General features: G+C 31.9%; 15 protein-coding genes and 1 pseudogene. 8 read left to right on the top strand and 8 right to left on the bottom strand.

Features of this window, described 5'->3' with window-relative positions; translation table 11 throughout:
- Nucleotides 1–100: 100 nt before the first annotated feature.
- Entirely contained in the window at nt 101–1,285 is a 1,185-nt protein-coding gene (locus B3R94_RS10600) for a CynX/NimT family MFS transporter (protein ID WP_114999342.1), read from the bottom strand.
- A gap of 294 nt (nt 1,286–1,579) precedes the next feature.
- On the opposite strand from B3R94_RS10600, the gene B3R94_RS10605 reads away from it, so the two are divergent.
- From B3R94_RS10605 to B3R94_RS10620, 4 genes are all read left to right on the top strand, one after another.
- Nucleotides 1,580–2,347 (top strand): helix-turn-helix domain-containing protein, encoded by a 768-nt coding sequence (locus tag B3R94_RS10605; protein WP_291100715.1) that lies wholly within the window; start codon nt 1,580–1,582, stop codon nt 2,345–2,347.
- Between the two features lie 230 nt (nt 2,348–2,577).
- Complete coding sequence (locus B3R94_RS10610; protein ID WP_291100718.1) at nt 2,578–4,719, top strand: TonB-dependent receptor plug domain-containing protein; 2,142 nt, start codon at nt 2,578–2,580, stop codon at nt 4,717–4,719.
- A gap of 10 nt (nt 4,720–4,729) precedes the next feature.
- Nucleotides 4,730–6,124 (top strand): HmuY family protein, encoded by a 1,395-nt coding sequence (locus B3R94_RS10615; protein ID WP_114999345.1) that lies wholly within the window; start codon nt 4,730–4,732, stop codon nt 6,122–6,124.
- A 123-nt stretch (nt 6,125–6,247) separates the two neighbouring features.
- Nucleotides 6,248–7,495: a T9SS type A sorting domain-containing protein gene (locus B3R94_RS10620; RefSeq protein ID WP_291100721.1), complete on the top strand. Its 1,248-nt coding sequence runs from the start codon at nt 6,248–6,250 to the stop codon at nt 7,493–7,495.
- 653 nt (nt 7,496–8,148) lie between these two features.
- Here B3R94_RS10620 and B3R94_RS10625 read toward each other — a convergent pair.
- The 5 genes and pseudogenes from B3R94_RS10625 to B3R94_RS10645 all read right to left on the bottom strand — a co-directional run bounded on the left by B3R94_RS10625 (nt 8,149) and on the right by B3R94_RS10645 (nt 12,714).
- Nucleotides 8,149–9,186, bottom strand: a complete 1,038-nt coding sequence (locus B3R94_RS10625) for a hemin-degrading factor (protein ID WP_291100777.1) — start codon at nt 9,184–9,186, stop codon at nt 8,149–8,151.
- Between the two features lie 81 nt (nt 9,187–9,267).
- Nucleotides 9,268–9,972, bottom strand: a pseudogene (locus tag B3R94_RS10630) (heme ABC transporter ATP-binding protein); the annotation flags it as partial.
- Entirely contained in the window at nt 9,972–11,003 is a 1,032-nt protein-coding gene (locus tag B3R94_RS10635; protein ID WP_291100724.1) for a FecCD family ABC transporter permease, read from the bottom strand. The pseudogene B3R94_RS10630 and the gene B3R94_RS10635, both read right to left, overlap by 1 nt.
- A gap of 16 nt (nt 11,004–11,019) precedes the next feature.
- A complete protein-coding gene (locus B3R94_RS10640) occupies nt 11,020–11,889 on the bottom strand; it encodes a heme/hemin ABC transporter substrate-binding protein (protein ID WP_291073075.1) in 870 nt (289 codons plus the stop codon).
- A 264-nt stretch (nt 11,890–12,153) separates the two neighbouring features.
- Entirely contained in the window at nt 12,154–12,714 is a 561-nt protein-coding gene (locus B3R94_RS10645; protein ID WP_291100728.1) for a DUF4256 domain-containing protein, read from the bottom strand.
- A 228-nt stretch (nt 12,715–12,942) separates the two neighbouring features.
- Here B3R94_RS10645 and B3R94_RS10650 point away from each other — a divergent pair, with 228 nt between their 5' ends.
- From B3R94_RS10650 to B3R94_RS10665, 4 genes are read left to right on the top strand one after another with little or no spacing between them, the layout of a single operon-like run.
- Entirely contained in the window at nt 12,943–13,515 is a 573-nt protein-coding gene (locus B3R94_RS10650; protein WP_291100730.1) for a helix-turn-helix domain-containing protein, read from the top strand.
- 10 nt (nt 13,516–13,525) lie between these two features.
- Nucleotides 13,526–14,350: a DUF3347 domain-containing protein gene (locus B3R94_RS10655; RefSeq protein WP_291100732.1), complete on the top strand. Its 825-nt coding sequence runs from the start codon at nt 13,526–13,528 to the stop codon at nt 14,348–14,350.
- 21 nt (nt 14,351–14,371) lie between these two features.
- Nucleotides 14,372–14,800 (top strand): hypothetical protein, encoded by a 429-nt coding sequence (locus B3R94_RS10660; protein WP_407933550.1) that lies wholly within the window; start codon nt 14,372–14,374, stop codon nt 14,798–14,800.
- Nucleotides 14,801–14,813: 13 nt separating this feature from the next.
- Nucleotides 14,814–17,063, top strand: a complete 2,250-nt coding sequence (locus tag B3R94_RS10665; protein ID WP_291100737.1) for a multicopper oxidase domain-containing protein — start codon at nt 14,814–14,816, stop codon at nt 17,061–17,063.
- A gap of 76 nt (nt 17,064–17,139) precedes the next feature.
- On the opposite strand, the gene B3R94_RS10670 is transcribed toward B3R94_RS10665, so the two are convergent.
- Both B3R94_RS10670 and B3R94_RS10675 read right to left on the bottom strand, forming a co-directional pair.
- The gene (locus tag B3R94_RS10670) at nt 17,140–17,718 is read right to left on the bottom strand and encodes a TlpA family protein disulfide reductase (protein ID WP_291100740.1); all 579 of its coding nucleotides are present in this window, start codon (nt 17,716–17,718) and stop codon (nt 17,140–17,142) included.
- 2 nt (nt 17,719–17,720) lie between these two features.
- The gene (locus B3R94_RS10675; protein WP_291100743.1) at nt 17,721–18,695 is read right to left on the bottom strand and encodes a TQO small subunit DoxD; all 975 of its coding nucleotides are present in this window, start codon (nt 18,693–18,695) and stop codon (nt 17,721–17,723) included.
- Between the last annotated feature and the right edge of the window lie 12 nt (nt 18,696–18,707).

An 18,707-nucleotide genomic window follows, 5' to 3' on the forward strand; every position in this document is an offset into this window, starting at 1 on the left:
CACGTAATAAAATCAATTTGCGCGATTAACACGTTGATAACGTGTTCTATTCTATAGACGCTTTTGCTTGATGTATGTTACGTGTAAATTCGAATTATTTTTAATCTTCCTCCACAAATTTAGGTTGAGAAGCTTTTATTCCAAAAAATGTTAGGATCATCATGCAGAACATTAAAAAGTATAATGAATAGCTCCAAGTAGAATCGATATCATATAATTTTCCGAAAATAGGAGGTCCAAATGCCGCAATTAAATAACCAACAGATTGTGCCATTCCCGAAATTTTGATTGTTCCAACCATTGTTTTTGTTCTTAATGAGAAGAATAAAATAGAAAGACTAAAGGCAAATCCTCCTGCAATTCCAATTAAAATCGCACTCAAATAACTGAATTTCGCTTTGAAAATTAGCAATGTTATGATTCCAATAAAATATAAAATGGAAGTTATGTAAATCATAATTTTTGGATTTTTCATGCGTGAGGCTAAAACTGGACTTACTAACATGGCGGGTAACATGGCAAGTTGTAAAACCGAAAATACCCAACCTGCATTGTTTTTTGTCATACCAAAATCTATTAGTAATGTAGGTAATAATGCAACCAAACAATAATAAATCAACGATTGTAATCCCATAAAAATACTAATGTTCCATGCTTGTTTTGATTTGAAAATATTGAATTTTACATCCTCTGATTGAACAATTTTTTGTTGAGTTGCTGTTTTATTTTTTAAAGAATCAATACAGACAATTATAAGTGCAGCTATAGCCGCTACAATCCAAACTCCAAGAGAACCTTTCCAACCTAAATTTGTCCAATTTCCAATTGCAATACTCAATCCAGAAGCTAATGCGGCGATTAAACTCATCGAAACCGAAAAAATACCTGTCATAATTCCAATTTTTGTTGGAAACGTATTTTTTATATACGCTGGTGTCAAAACATTTCCAATACAAATTCCCAATCCAATTAATAACGAACCGATATATAACATCGAAATATTGCCGTAAATACGGACGTAAATCCCGATAATTAGAATGATTAAGGAATAAATTAATCCGTGTCGAATGTTAATTTTTGCAGTGGCTTTACTCACTAAAATTGAACAAAATGCAAATACGAAAAGTGGAATAGAAGTCAATAAACTTGCTTGAAAATTATCTATTTTTAAGACAGATTTCATTTCATCTAAAATTGGACTAACAGCTGTAATTGGAGCTCTTAGGTTAGTTGAAACTAAAATGACAACTGCAATTCCAATCCAAATATTTTTATTTTTTTCCATTGACTTGATATTTCTAATTCGGTTACAAAATTAATCATGTCGTTTTTATTAATTTTGCCATATATTATATTTAAAACGACAAATAAAATTAACTTCTTGTACATATTGAATTAAAATTCGTCAGTTCGAGTGATTTTTAGAAATGAAATGAATAAAAATTGTATCGAGAATTAAGATGAATTTTTATCTTCTAAAACTTTATTCTCGATACAAAATTCTTGCAGAATTTCACTCGAACTGACGGTTTTATTGCTATAATTAGCTAAATGTATAAAAGAGAAAATTAATTAATTTATGAAACAAATTATTGGAGAATATTCTGATCATATGAAGACCAATACTTATGTTTGGTACGAGAAGAATCGCAAAAATGCGGATGAGGTTCATTCGCACGATTATTTCCAATTGAATTTTGTTGAAGAAGGTTACCAATATTTTCATATCGAACAAAAGATTTATTTAGTCCCTCAAAATCATGTGATTTGGATTCCTGCAAATAAGCTACATCGTACGACTTCCGAGGCGAAAACCGTCAATCCAATGTTGATTTTGTTTAAAGAAGTTTTTAAGGATGATTTTTACAATGATATTCATGTTTTTGTTGCGCCGCCAATTCTAAAGGAAATGATGTTATATGCCTCAAAATGGAACAAATTTTTGGTAGAAGAGAAGGAGCAAAAGATTTTCTTAAATTCAATGTTGTATAGTTTGCCTCATTTTTGTGATGAAAACCATAATCTAGAATTACCAGTTCTTGTTGATACCCGTTTAATTCCGGTGAGTGAGTACATTCATTTTCATTATTCGACAAATTTTAATTTGAATGAATTGGCAGATAAAGCGAATATGTCTGCTCGAAATTTGCAACGAATTTTCAAACAAGAAACAGGAATTACACTTCAGAAATATATGCAACTTGTCCGAATTCTAAAAAGTATTGAATTAATAGATACCAATAATTTTACATTGAGCGAAATCGCTTATAAAGTCGGTTACAAAAGTTTGTCTGCTTTTACAGCGTCTTATTTTACTGTCACGAAAACAAAACCTAAACGAAAATAATTCGTTTTAATTTCGATCAATTTTTACTTTTCTTAATTTAATTTTTTAACAAATTGAGTTGATTGATAATGTTTTAACATCTCATTTTTTTATCAGAATTAGAACATGAAACTCGATTTTTATCATTCTTCAATAAATTAATTTAGAATAAATAAAAATAAATTAAAAAATTCGTTTACATTTGTCTTATTAATTATTAGACTAATTCTAAATAATAAAATTAAGGACAAATGAAGAGGCGCTTTTTTCTACTAAGCTTACTTACAACACTAACTCTACAGGCTCAAGAAATTAATTCGTTTCCAAAAGATTCGACGATTAATTTGGAACAAACCGTTATTTCTGGGCAATATAATGCACAATCGGTTAAGAAATCTATTTACGAAGTAAAAGTAATTTCGCAAGAAATGATCGAGCGACAAGCAGGAAATACATTGGCAGATGTTTTAAATCAAACATTGAATATGAATATTATTCCGAGTTCTTCTACAGGAAAATCGACGGTGCAAATGTTTGGTTTGGATGCGCAATATTTCAAAATTTTGGTGGATAATATTCCATTAGTTAACGACGAAGGTTTAGGAAATAATACCGATTTAACGCAGATCAATTTAGATGATATTCAGCAAATAGAAATCGTAGAAGGTGCGATGGGAGTTGAGTACGGAGCTAATTCTATTGCGGGAGTAATCAATATTATTACTAAAAAAGGAGGGAAGAATAAATTTGATATTTCTGCGACTTTGCAAGAGGAAACAATTGGTGACGAATACAATTGGAAAAATAAGGGAAGACATATACAATCCTTGAAAATCGGGCATAAATTTTCAGACAAAATCTACGCTAATTTAAGTTTTTCACGTAATGATTTTCAAGGATTTTTTGATGATAAAAAAGGAAAGAATTATCCTAATAATGATGGATTGAGAGGATACGAATGGTTGCCAAAAGAGCAAAATGCAGCAAAAGCATTTGTTCAATATAAAAAAGACAATTATCGTTTGTTTTATAAATTCGAATATTTCAACGAAGAAACCAAGTATTACGATCCCAATCCAATTGCTTCAACGAATGCGCCAACTGCGACAATTGATTATTTTGGAAAAGATAGAACGTATACAACAGATCGTATTTACAATCACTTAAATGTTTCTGGGAGATTTAGAAAATCAATTAATTATGATGTTTCGTTTTCATATCAAGAACAAAAAAGAAAATTGAAATCGTACAATTATGAAATTCTTGAAGGTATTGAACATGATGTAAACAAATTCGAATATGAAAGTCGAAAAGTGTATTATTCTAAAGGGATGTTCAGCAATTTTATTAATAAAAATGATTATTTCGATTTTCAATTTGGTTATGAAATCGATCAAACAAAAGGTTTTGCTTCAACTTCGGCAGGAGAATTTTTCCAAAAACCTATAGAAAGAAAATTAGGAACGTATGATTTTTTTGCTTCTTCTGAAATTAATCTAAATGATAAACTTTCGTTTCGTCCAGGCGCTCGCGTGATGTTTTCGGAGCAATTTGATAAGCAGTATGTGATGAGTTTGAGTGCGAAATATCTATTTGGAAAACAATGGGAATTGCGCGCGATTGTTGGTACTTCACCACGTTTGCCAAATTATGAGGAAATGTATTCGTATTTCGTAGACGTCAATCATAATGTGCAAGGAAACGAAAATCTGAATCCAGAAAAAGGAGTTTCTGCTTTTGTTCACTTAAAAAAGAATTGGTATATCGGAGAAAATAATTCATTAGAGCAAAAAGTATCGTTGTGGAAAATTAATCTGAAAGATAAGATTGATTTGATTGTTGTCGAAGAATCTCCATTGAAATATCAATATCGTAATATTGATAATTACGATGTACAAGGTATTACGTATTTGAATCAATTCAAAGTCCATCAATTTTCGGGAGGAGTTGGTTTTACGTTGACAGGCATCAAGCAAGATATTGATGAAGCAGTTGCTGTAAATTCAGTTAAAAATAAATATTTCTATTCAACGCAAATCAATGCAAATGTTTCGTACACTTTGCCAAAAACCAATACAATTTTCTCACTTTTCTATAAATACAATGGAGCTCAAGAGCAATTTGTCTTGAAAAATAATCCGTCAAATACAAGTGAACAAATTTTAGTAAAAGGTAAACAAGAAGCTTTTAACTGGATGGATGCGTCAATAAGACAAAGTTTTTGGAACAAAAAACTTAGTTTAACAATTGGTGCAAGAAATCTTTTTGATGTAAAGTATTTGAACAGTTCATCTGGAAATGATGGTGCGCATAGCCAAGGTTCTACAAGTATTTTGTATGGATATGGACGTTCGTATTTTGCTAAACTTACCTTCAATTTAGGAATTAATTAATCAAAAAATCATGAAAAAAATATTTATATATATCCTATTGTTTAGTCTTTCTTTTTTGTGGTCATGTAATGATGAAAACAATCCAATTGGACAAGATTTTGTTGTTGCTTTTAAGGATGCAAGCATCGATTTTAGTAAGATTGATAATGAGAAAACAATAAATCTAATTTATTCTAAAGTTGCAGAACAAGATGGACAAATTCATATTAAAATAACCGAAGATAAAGCTACTTATAATGTTGATTATTCAACTTCTGTTGCAGTTACAAATCAAGAAATTATTATACCAATCAAAAAAGGTGAAACGTCAACAAGTTTTACGTTTAAGAATTTGATTTATCCATTTGATCGTTCTGATAAAACGATTCAGTTTGAAATTACAAAAATTGATTATCCATCAGCGATTATTCAAGGATATTCGTCAACAAAAATCTCTTTCGAAAATTCGATTGGAGGAACAATGGATGTGGAAATTGGCGGACCAAATGAGCAATATCAAGTTTATGTAGACTTAAGTAAAGGAACGCAAACAAAGGTAAAAAGAGATTCTTGGGATTTAGGGTTTTATAATGGAACAAATTTCCGCGTGATGTTAAATACTTCTATTTATATGGCGGTAAAAGCGTTGGACGAAACCGATTTGTCGAAAGTAACAAAAGCATCGGTTGGGAAATTAATCAACGAAGTTGCGGTAGGTACATTTACAGATTCGAACAAAGAATATGTTGACGATCCTACTGGAGATATTTTGAAAACGGCGATTGCGGAAATTAAAGAATCGGATAATCCAGTTTATTTACTGAATTTGGGTTACGAAGTGGGAACTTCAACGCCTGCTGTTGGTTCGGCTGCTGTTGCTGGGAATTCGCGTGGTTGGAAAAAAGTGAAATTCATCAAAAAAGACGAGCAATATGTGATGCAATATGCAGATTTGGATGATACGACTTACAAAGAAAAAGTCATTGCAAAAACGACAACGCACAATTTTGTTCACTTCAGTTTTACGACGAATGATATTGTAAATGTTGAACCTTCAAAATTAGAATGGGATTTAAATTTTACAGTTTTCACTAATCTTATTACAGGAAATGGTTCGTATGGATATTCGGATTATGTGGTCAATAATTTGAAAGCGGGTGCAAAAGCCTATCGTGTAGATGTAACCAATGAAATTACCTACGAAAAATTTAATGAAACGATGATTGATGAAACAAAATTTTTAGACGATCAGCGTGCAATTGGTGATACTTGGCGACAAGTTACTGCACCTCAAAAATTATTTTCGGATCGATTTTATATCATCAAAGATGCAAAAAATAATTATTACAAAATTAAAATGTTAGCTTTTCTGAATGCTTCTGGTGTGAGAGGTTATCCAAAATTTGAATATAAACTTATCAAATAAATTTATCATAAACATACTCATTATTAGTGGTTAGAATGCGTCAATCCGAGTCATACGGGTCAGAGTGTAATCTCTCGGATTGACTGTTCTAATTCTGAATAACAATTAAAAAATTATTATATCATGAAAAACAAATTTACACTTTTAGCAACAATCATTCTAACATCTGTTGCAATAAATGCACAAACGATAAAAGGTGAGGTCACAATGGGCGCTGCTTATGCAAATGATGTTTATTATGGATTGGCAGACCAATCAACAAATTCTGTAAATAGAAGCGATTGGGATATTTCATTTTATCGAAAATCGAATATGTCAACAGGAATTCGAGTGAATGATGGTGCAGGAATTCAGGTGTACGAAGCATCAAATGATTTGTCGAAATGGAATGCAATTGATGTAGCAAATTTATCGTCTTGGACTGCTTTGTATAATTCGGATACAGATTGGCAAGACGGGGCTTTCAATAATGGTTCTGCGACATATGGTTGGGGCGATTATAGTATTGCGAATCATTATGTAAACGGTTCTATCATTTTTGTATTGAAATATGCAACAGGAGAATATGTGAAATTGAAAATAGATAATTTAGCAGCTCCTTTAGGCGAATATAATTTTACGTATTCTAAATTGACAAATGGAACTTGGTCTGCTGATACAAAAGTTACATTAGCTCATAAGACAAATCCAAACAATTTGTTTAATTACTATAGTTTATTGACTGATAAAGCAGTTACACCAGAGCCAGACCAAAGTAAATGGGATCTAAAATTTACAAAATACATTACGCCTCTTACAACAAATGATGGTGATGTTGTGATGTATACGGTAACGGGAGTTTTGCAAAGTGATTTGATCAAAGTAGCGAAAACAGAATCTGGAAATCCTACTGATGAAACGGCTTATGTAGCAGATATTAATGCAGTTGGATATAATTGGAAAACCTTATCGGGTTGGTCTTATGTAGTGAATCCTACGAATCATTTTATCAAAAATACATCTACAAATCAGATTTATAAATTGGTTTTCAAAACGTTTGAAGGAACTTCTACAGGAAAAATAACATTCGATTACGAAAATGTAACAGCTAATTTAGGAACAACAGAATTAGCCAAAACAAAGTTTGAAATTTATACCACTTCTCAACCTAAAACAATTGGTTTAGTGTACAATTCGCAAGAAGCGAAATCGTCTCCATTAAATATTCAGATTTATGCGATAAATGGACAATTGGTACATCAAGAAAGTTATCAACCAACTTCATCATTTACAAATAAAACAATACAATTAAGTAAACTTTCGGCTGGAATTTACATCGTAAAAGTACAATCTGCCGATAAAGTTGAAACGAAAAAAATAGTTTTGAAATAAAGTTTTGAGTACTTTATTTGTCTCTTTGTGTGAGGTCGTCTAGAAAGACGACCTTTTTTTATTATGTGATTTTATAATGCTATAAAAAAATGATAAGTTAGAAAGAATTATAAAGTTGGTTATTAGATTTTACTTTCGCAAATTTTAGACTAATCAAAAATGAAAAAAGCGTAAATATTTCTGAAAAAATAAATATCATTAATGGTTCTATTAACTCTTCATTCAGTAAGTATTTTGAGATGGTAAGTTGAAGTAAAAGTAAAGGTGTTATTGTACAGAATAAAACTAAACGTGTAAAATTTAATTTATTATCAAACACTAAGTTTTGAAAAGAAAATTTGAATAAATAGGCAAAAACATATATGAATCCAAATATAGCTGGAACAATAAAATCTACAATAAATAGATCAATATGATCAAGAAAGATGGTTTTCAGAAGAGTAAAAAATAGTGTAAATCCTACTGAAAAAATCAACATACTTAATATATAAGGTTTGAAAATGAATTTTATTTTTTCTTTTGTCGTTAGCATAATCAAATATATAAAACTCTTGATGAAAGACTAAACAATAGTACATTAAAAAAACCGATTAACATTTCTATTAATCGGGTAAAATATTTAGTGTGAAAGTATAAGTTAGGTTAGATTCTTATTATTTCAATTCAGCAACAATCTCGCGCCATTGCTCCAATTCAGGAATACCTGGTTTTCTTTTTCCAAAGAATTGAACAATAATTTCGCCTTTATCGTTAAAAACTTCAATCGCTGTTACAATACCGTCTTCAGTAGGTTTTCTAACAATCCAAGTAGAGGCAATTTTTGACATATCCAAATGCATATTAAAATCTGGATCTAAAATATTGAACCAGTTTTCGTGCCACATCGTACGTTTAATTTCGCCTGTATGAATCTGAATATTTCCTTTGTTTCCTGTGAAAACCATGATTGGCGTTTGTGTTTCGGCAGATTTTTCTAAGAACTGAACAATTGCTTTATTCGAAATTTGTTTTGCATGATAATCTGTCGGAGCCAAACGCAACGCTTGCGTACGTGTAACGCCGAATTTGTGCAACATCATAAAGAAATTGTGCGTGTCTTTCAACTCAACCCAAGCTTGTTGAAAACCTTCAACATCAATCTCGTTATCAGGTTTTTCTGTAACATTATTTTCGATGATTTCTGTTGCAGGAATAGTTTGTTGATCTTCGTCTTTGTATTTCTCAACCAATGCATCAAAGACTTCTACATTACTTTGCGGAACCAAATATATTTTGTGAATTGCTTCGCCATCTTTTCCGAAAAATTGTAAACTTTTGCGTTCTCCATGTTCAGATTTCTCTACAACTGCAAAAGCGGTTTTCCAGTGATTCAAGAAAATTCGCATATCAATATCTTCCCCAACAAAAAGTTGTGCGTGAGGTGAAGAAAAATCAGGATTTAGGTAAATACCTTTGCGTTCGTGTACACATTCGTTGTTGCGCGTCAAAGCCATCACTTTTCCAAGTGATTCTATTTCTTGTAAAATCGCAGCAAATTCAGGTTTTAATTTTGTGACATTATCGCCTAATTGTGTTGCTAAAAGTTCCATTTCGCTAACGCTAAGTTCTTTCGCTGCGTTACGTATTCTAATTTTAGGTTGATTTGCTTTCAAATCTTTCCATTGTTGTTTTAAATCTGTAAGTGTGTTCATTGTAATTGTTTTTTTACCGAATAAAATAAGTGGTTTTTGGTCGATTGGATTTTTACAAATGGTACAAGGAAATCTATAAATTTTGGAAATGATTTCTGATTGGAAAACCTTTTCTGGACTATCTTGATAAACAATTTTTCCTTTGTTCATTAAGATCACTTCATCAGCAAACTGAGAAGCCAAATTAAGGTCGTGCATCACCAAAATTACTAAGTTTCCTTTTTGTTTAAAATCATTTAGAATTTCTAACAAATTAAATTGATGAGAAACGTCCAAATTATTCAAAGGTTCGTCTAATAATAGTAGTTTTTGATTGACTTCATTTTCCAATTGCACAAAAACGCGCGCCAAATGTACACGCTGTTTTTCGCCACCAGAAAGATGAATGTAATCCCTGTCTTTTAAATGATTGATATCGGTTTTGGTCATCCAATAATCAACTGAATTGATGTCTTGTTGTTGAGGTGAATTTTGGAAATATGGATAACGTCCCATCAATACAACTTCCTTCACTGTAAGCGGAATATCAGTTGGTTGATGTTGCGAAAACTTTGCTTTATGTTGCGGTAAATCTTCTTTTTTCCAATTTTTTAAGGCAACGTCTTTTAGTCGAATTAGATTAGCATTTGGTTCAATTTCATTCGCGATATAGCTCAATAAAGAAGATTTTCCTGCACCATTTGGCCCAACGATTGCAATCATTTTTCCTGCTTTTGCATCAAACGAAATCGTATCTAAAATCTTGAATGATTTGTGTTGATAATTAATATTTTCTACCGCTAACATTACAATGATTTTTTATAATTCATTAAAATTGAAATAAAAACTGGCGCGCCCATTAACGAAGTTAAAATACCGATTGGAATTTCGGATGGAGCAACCAATGTTCGACTGATTGTATCTGCAACAATGACTAAAATTGCACCTAAAAATGCAGATAAAGGAAGAATGATAACATAATTCGATTTGAAGATTAAACGTAAAATATACGGAACGATTAATCCTACAAATCCGATTGTTCCTGTAAAAGAAACAATTGTACCAACCAATAAAGCTGAAAAAACGATGATTTGTTTTTTTGTTTTCTCGACATTAATTCCCAAATGTTCAGCATCTTTTTCGCCCAACATCATCGCGTTTAATATTTTTCCTTTTCCAATTAAAAAGTAAAAACTGATGCTAATAACAATTCCTAAAATTAAGATTTTGTCCCAGTTAGCACTTGCAATGCTACCTAATGTCCAAAATGTTAGATTGCGTAATTCTTCTTCTGTAGATAGATATGTTAAAAGTCCTGTTGCAGAACCGCAAAGCGCAGAAATTGCAACACCAGCCAATAACAAAATGGTGATATTTGTTTTTTGATGATGCGAAGAAATTTTATACACAAAAACTGTGGAACACATAGCGCCGACAAATGCCATCAAACTAAGCAATGAGTAATGGATAATTTCTGGAACAAAATCTTTGATATATCCTCCCAAAACAATCGTAATTGCAGCAAATAAAATACTTCCTGATGTAATCCCAATCAAGTCTGGAGATGCCAATGGATTTTTGAAAATACCTTGTAGACAAGTTCCTGCAACTGCCAAACCAGCACCTACCAAAATAGACATAATAATACGTGGTAATCGTAAATCGAAAAGCACATAATAATCGCTGTCGTTAATGGCAGTTCTATTGGTAATCGCTTTATTGATGATGGATAGGATGGATTCGTTAAATTGATAAACACCCAAGAATAATGCAAGAATTGCAAGACCAAAGATGCCTAAACTTAACAAAGAAAGATGTATTCTGATTTGCGGATACATATTGTTTTAGACTTTTTTATTTTTGAAGTAATTGATTTAATTGCGCTGCTGCTTGTCCAACACGTGGTCCAAATCCAGAAACCAATTGACCATCCATCGCGATGATTTTTTTGTTTTTTCCTGCATTTGTAGAAGCTACACCTTCTAATTTTAGTACGCCGTCAACGCCACCAATACTTTCTAAGCCTTTGTCAAACATCAAAATATAATCAGGATTTGATTTTACAACTGCTTCTGGCGTTAATGGTTTGAAATCTTCAAATTCTGTAATGGCATTTTGTCCACCAGCAATTCCAATAATTTTTTCCATTGGTGTGTTTGTTCCAGCAACCATCAAGTTTCCTGCTCCACGAGCGTAAATGAACAATACTTTTGGTTTTGTAGCTAAAGCTTTTACAGCTTTTAAATCTGTATCAATTTTAGTGTTAATAGCATCAAAATCTTGTTTGTTTAGCGAAGTTGCAACTGTTTTTACTAACTCTTTCGTTCCTTCAACTGAATAATCTTGTTTGATAATTTCAGTTTGAATTCCAGCATTTTTTAGTTGTGCAATTTGTTCTGGATTCAAGTCTTTATCTGTCGCATATACTTTTGTTGGTTTCAAAGCCAATAAAGCCTCGATTGACAAAGAGCGAGTATGTCCCAAATCTGTCGCTTTTTCCTTTACAGAAGAAGGGTAGGTACTTGTTACATCAACACCAACAAGGTTATTTTCTTCTCCTAAATCAGCTAAAATTTCAGTAATTGCTCCATTTAAAGAAACAATTTTTTCGTTCGAAATTGTGTTCTCTGTTTTTACCTCTTCAGTCGATTCATTTTTTGCATCTTTATTCGTGCAGCTTGCTAATAAAGCTAATATTGCAGTGGAAATAAATAGTTTCTTCATTATTATTTGTATTAAGTCTAAATTAAAATACAAATATTAGGAAAAAGATTTAGTTAGGCAATATTTATTTAGAATAATTTAAAATAAATATTGCGATTATAGATAACTGATTAATTGATAATGATTTTATTTGAAGGTTTGTCGCTAACAAAAAATAGAATGTGATGTTGAAACGAGTTCAACATGACAATGTTATGTTTTAAAGAGGAGAATATTTCCCATCTTTAGAGAGGTTAGGGGAGTGTTAATAACAGAGTTTGTATGTCAAACTTTTAAAATTCCTCTAAAACCACGAGCTGCATAATAAGATTGCGCACCGTTGTGATAAATAAAAACAGTTCCGTAACGATAATCGCCAAATATAGCGCCGCCTAATTCTCTAATTTTTTCTGGTGTTTTTAACCAACTTGACGTTTTTTGATCGACAATTTCTACAGCTTGCAACAAATGATATTCTTCTTCGGTAAGCAACTCAATTTTCATACTTTTTGCGACATCTATCGCATTATTTTTTGGTTGATGTTCTTTGCGAGATGTCTGTTCTTCGTAATCATACGCCAAACTTCTACGTTCTTTCGGACTTTCTGCCGAACAATCTACAATATAATACTCGTCTGTTTTATCATCGTAAAAAATAACATCAGGTTCACCTCCTGAAATTTCCATTTGATGTAATGACCAAATTTTTTCAGGTTGATTAATGATTTTTTTTTCAATTTTTAGCCAATCCAAATCTTTATGTCTGTGCATATTTTTCTCAAAGCGTTCTTTCAAAATCTGAATGCAGTTTTGTTGTTCTGCTGGAGTTAATTCGTTTTTTGTCATAGAATTTATTGTTTTGAGAAATTATTTTTCTAATCAAATATATTCAAAAACCAGATGATTTTGGTAATTCATTTATCAAGAATAGGTTAATGAAAAATGATTAATCTGAAAATTATATACATCATCTTCCAAATTGTATAATCTTTTGAAATGAAGTTGTACGAAATTTGTAACATAAGATTTTGTAAATTTAAGTGAATTAAATCGCTCAATTTCGAAGAATATATTATGGAAAATACAAGTAAATTATTTATAAAAAATATGGTTTGTCATCGCTGTAAAGTAGTCGTTGGACGAATTTTGAAGATGAATAACATCGAAGCAAATCATATCGAATTAGGAGAAGTTGAATTGAAAAATTCGATTGATACTGAACAATTAAATTTGATTCGAAATGAATTGGAAGAGGTTGGTTTTGAGTTGATTGATGATAAACGAAGCAAGTTGATTGAACAAATAAAAACCTTGATTATTCAAGTTGTTCATCAAGAAAATAACGAGCTGAAAGTCAATTTATCTGATTATTTGAGCGAACAAACGAAGTTAGATTATAAATATATTTCGAATCTTTTTTCGGAAATGGAAGGGCAAACAATTGAGAAATATTTTATTCAACAAAAGATTGAAAAAGTCAAAGAATTAATGATTTATGACGAATTATCGTTGAGTGAAATTGCGTTTCAATTAAATTATTCGAGTGTAGCACATCTTAGCGCACAATTCAAAAAAGTAACTGGTTTGACACCATCTGTTTTCAAGCAATTGAGCAAACATACGCGTCGACCAATTGATAAAATCTAAATCAAACATCATGAAAAAATATAGTTTTTTAGTTATCGGAAGTTTTCTTGCTTTTACGACAAATGCACAGTTTAAAAATCAAGAAACAAAACAATTTCAAGTGAAAGGAAATTGTGCAAATGCGAAAGAATTAATTGAAAAAGCTGGTAATCAACTACGAATTTCGAAAGTAGATTTTGACGCGACGACTCAAACAGCTTCGATTTCGTATAATAAATCAAAAACAAATTCGAACGAAATCTTGAAAAATATTGCGCTAGCAGGTTTTGATAATTCAGAGTATATGGCGCCTGATGAAGCTTATGCAAAATTGGAAAAAGATTGTCAATATTCTCGGGATAAAAAAATGTTGATGAACCATCAAGAAATGGGTCATTCTACTCATAATCAAACTGAAAATTCTCAACAAAAAAATCAATTATCACAAGTTTTTGATACTTATTTTTCATTGAAAGATGCCTTTGTAAAAGCAAATGAAAGTGAAATTTCGAAACAAATTACAGCATTTTCTCAATCACTTTCTGCTGTAGAAATGGGTAAACTTTCGCATGAATCGCATATGGTTTGGATGGAAGTTTTGAATGATTTAGAAACAACTTCGAAACAATTATCGCAAGAAAAAAATATTGAAAAACAACGTACAACTTTTGCAAAGTTGTCACAATCAATGTACAAATTAGCTCAAAAAGCAAATCTTGGTTACACGGTTTATTATCAAAATTGTCCTATGTTTAATGGTGGTTCGAATTGGTTGAGTAAAGATTCGGATATTAAAAATCCTTTCTACGGAAATATGATGTTGACATGCGGAAGCACAATTGAAGTATTGAAATAATAATTAAAAAATAGAATGAAAATGAAGAATTTAAAGATAGTTTTAGTGGTTTCAATATTAAGTGCTTTTACATTAACATCTTGTCAAAATAAAACAGAAGAACCAACAGTTACTGCTCACGAAGAACATATGTCAGATATGATGCAACCTTCACAAACAATGGCTTACAATGTGGGAGATAAAGTTCCGAATAAGCAAGTTTGTATGGTGAACAACGCTTATATGGGCAAAGATCAGTTCGAAGTTCCTTATGATGGAAAAACGTATTATGGATGTTGTAATATGTGTGTGGAACGTATTCCGAATGATGAAACTGCACGGAAAGCAACGGATCCTTTTACAGGAAAGGAAATTGATAAAGCGAATGCATATATCGTTTTGAAAGATCAGCAAGGAAATGTTGATTATTTCGAAAACGAGGAGAATTATAAGAAGTTTAGTCAATTATAATATAATCATTCACATGAGGAAATTACTTTGTTTATTTATTGTTCCATCAGCGATTGCTTTACATGCGCAAAAACGTGTAGAATATGATTTATATGTACGTGATACCATTGTTAATTTTTCTGGTAAGGATAAAAGAGCTATTTCAGTAAATGGTCAAATTCCGATGCCAACTTTAGAGTTTACGGAAGGTGATACGGCGGTTATTCGTGTGCATAATAAATTGAAGGAAGATACTTCATTGCATTGGCATGGTGTGTGGTTACCAAATAAAGAAGATGGTGTTCCGATGTTGACGCAGATGGGAATCAAGCCAGGTGAAACGTACACGTATTCATTTCCGATTATTCAAAACGGAACGCATTGGTATCACAGTCATTCGGGGTATCAAGAACAAATCGGGATGTACGGTTCGATGATTTTAAAGAAACGAGAAAATGATCCAACTTTTCGAAAAGGAATTGATGATTTACCTACAATTCCTGTGATGTTGAGCGAATGGACAGATCTTAATCCAAAAAATATTCAACGAATGTTGCACAATGCAAACGATTGGGCGGGAATCAAAAAAGGTTCTACGCAAAGTTATGCTGAAGCAATTCGTGAAGGTCATTTCAAAACAAAAATTACCAACGAATGGAAACGTATGCTGGCAATGGATGTAAGCGATGTTTATTACGAAAAATTCTTGATAAATGCGCAGAATGAAAGTCAACTGAAACAATTCAAAGCTGGTGATAAAGTACGTTTACGAATTTCGAACGGTGGTGCATCCACTTATTTTTGGTTGCGTTATGCAGGTGGCAAAATTACGGTTGTAGCAAATGATGGAAATGACGTAGAACCTTTAGAAGTTGATCGTTTGATTATTGGCGTTTCCGAAACGTACGATATCGTAGTTACAGTTCCCGAAGGTGGTTTGTCGTATGAATTTCAGGCTACTTCTGAGGATAGAACGGGTTCGGCTTCGTTGTTCATTGGTGAAGGAAAGAAACAATTGATGGAACCACTTCCGAAATTGAAGTATTTTGAAGGAATGAAGATGATGAACGACATGATGAATATGAACGGAACAATGAACGATATGGGAATGAAAATGAGCTTACAGCAAATGGACATGAACACCGTGATGTATCCTGAAATTTCTGGCGAAGCGAAAAAGAAATCCAAAAAATCAAAGAAAGATTCTGTTGAAAATCATTCAGAAATGGTTGAAATGGATCATTCTTCGCACGGAAATACATCCTCAAACATTACCACTTTAAATTACGGAATGCTAAAATCACCTGAAAACACAACACTTCCGAAAGATGCTCCAATAAAAGAAATGCGTTTCGAATTAACAGGAAATATGAATCGTTATGTGTGGAGTATGGATAACAAAGTGTTTTCGGAATCGGATAAAATTCCAGTCAAAAAAGGTGAGATTCTGCGTATTACCTTATATAACAATTCGATGATGCGTCACCCAATGCATTTACATGGTTTCGATTTTCGTGTCATTAATAAAAATGGTGAATATTCTCCGCTGAAAAACGTGTTGGATATTATGCCGATGGAAACAAATGTCATCGAATTTGAGGCAAATACAGAAGGTGATTGGTTTTTCCATTGTCATATTTTGTATCACATGATGGGCGGAATGAATCGCGTTTTTGAGGTTGGAGATTATCAAAATCCTAATTTACCAAATAAAAAACATGCTTATAAAATGTTGCAAATGGAAAGTAATATGAAGCATGTTATGGTAGAAAATGATTTCGCTACAAATGGTTTAGATGGTATGTTGATGGTGCAAGATGCACGTTGGGCTTTTACTTCGGAGTGGGGAATTGGTTACAAACCAGAACACGGTTATGAAGTAGAAACACATTTGGGACGTTTTATTGATCGAAATCAATGGTTTCAAGTTTTTGTAGGTTTTGATTGGAATCAACACAAAATGTTAACAGACCACGGAATTGTAGAAAAGAATATTTTTGGTCAAAAAACAGATAGAAACAAAGGATTATTCAGTGCTGGTTTTGTGTATAAATTACCAATGTTAATTGATTTTCAGACCGAAATTTATCAAACAGGAAAAGTTCGTTTGCAACTGATGAGAGAGGATATTCCAATTTCAAAACGAGTTCGCGCTGGTTTTATGTGGAATACAGATAAAGAATATATGGGCGAGTTGAGCTATATCTTGAACAGAAATATGCACATCAGAACTCATTACGATAGCGATATGGGATTCGGTGTAGGATTGAGGTTAGTTTATTAGAAATATAAATAGTATAAAACATAAAAAGCTTCGAGAATTTTCTTGAAGCTTTTTGTTTTTAGATGATGTTGAATGATTAATCCATCGCTTTCAGTTCATTTAAGAAATCAACAATATCTTGTCCAGAATAATCTGCCATACCCATTGTTGTATGTGCAATATTTCCTTTCTTGTCCAAAATAACAGTCGTTGGTAACGAACCATTAAAAAATTCAGTTGGAATAGATGAATTCGGGTAAACTACAGGCAACGATAATTTTTTACGTTCCATAAATTTTGTCACTTTATCACGTTTTCCTTCTACTTCAACCGTCAAAATAACGATTTCGTTATCATCTTTTACTTTATCATAAAGTTTTTGAATTGATGGCATTTCCGCAATACAAGGAGGACACCAAGTTGCCCAAAAATTCATGAAAACAACTTTACCTTTCAAATCTTCCATATTAATTGCTTTTCCATCAGCATACACCATTTCGAACGTATAGTTTGCTTCAGATTTTGGTTGAGTTGTTGGTTCAACTTTTTCTAATTTCGGTTCAAATAAGCCTAATTTCATTAAACCTTGTTGCATCATTGCTTTTGCTTCTGGCACAAGAAGTAAGACCAAAGCTAGTGCTCCTATGATAATTGTTGAATAATTTCTTTTTAACATTGCTATAAATTTGTTATTGTTTGTTCCCATTGTAATCCGCTTATATCGGTTAAAACTACTTTGTGAATTTTGTCTGAAATATCAAAATTCAGATTTGCTTTCGCACCCAAAGGTAACACCAAACTGTGTTTGTGCGGTGTAACTTTTGCTACATAATAATTTGAAATTTGTTGTTTGTCCAAATTGGATAACTCTTTCATATCCAAACTTTCAATTATTTCATTTTGATGATTATGAAAATCTATTTGAATTAAAAAAGAGCCATAAACATCAGCGCCTTCTATTCGCATTACATCAAATGAAACCTTGTTTTGATATTGTTTCAAATTAGATATTTCTACTTTTGGTTTGACAGATTTATTGTGCAAAGTCCCGTAAACTCCACCATGAAAAACCTGATTTGTAAACAAAGTAACGAATAAAATAAAAAAACTAAGACCTACAAAATAAGGTCTATACTTTTTGATTGAAATTGAATTCCAATTATTTTCTTGTTGAATAAATTGATTTTTATTGAAAAAATAATCCAACGAAATTTTTCCAGAACCAGCCTGAAATAGCGTAAAACCTCCAGCTAATCCTAAAACACCAATTTGCCATTCATCCAGACAAGTTGTACCAATCCAGCCCGAACCAAGTAAAATTCCCATTGCCAAAAAGAAAACGGCAATACTCATGATTCGTGTTTTGTAACCAAGTATTAAAAGTAAGCCAACAACGCCTTCTACGATGGTGAAAATCCACATATTCCAAAGCAACGCTTCAGGATTTTCGACTAAATATTGAATAAGTGGCTTGATAAAAAGGGCATTTGGTAAAAAATGATTGAATTTTTCGCCAATATAACCCGCAGCTTCTGGATCAAGTTTATTTTCTAAAATTAAACGCCTCCAAAAGGCAGAAAAGTACGTCCAACCAATGACTAAACGTAACGCCAATACAGCATTACCCATTGATAAAACAGATTTATTTTGCATGAATTTTTATAT

Source organism: Empedobacter sp. UBA7611 (assembly GCF_002484365.1).
In the GTDB taxonomy this organism is placed as follows: domain Bacteria; phylum Bacteroidota; class Bacteroidia; order Flavobacteriales; family Weeksellaceae; genus Empedobacter; species Empedobacter falsenii_B.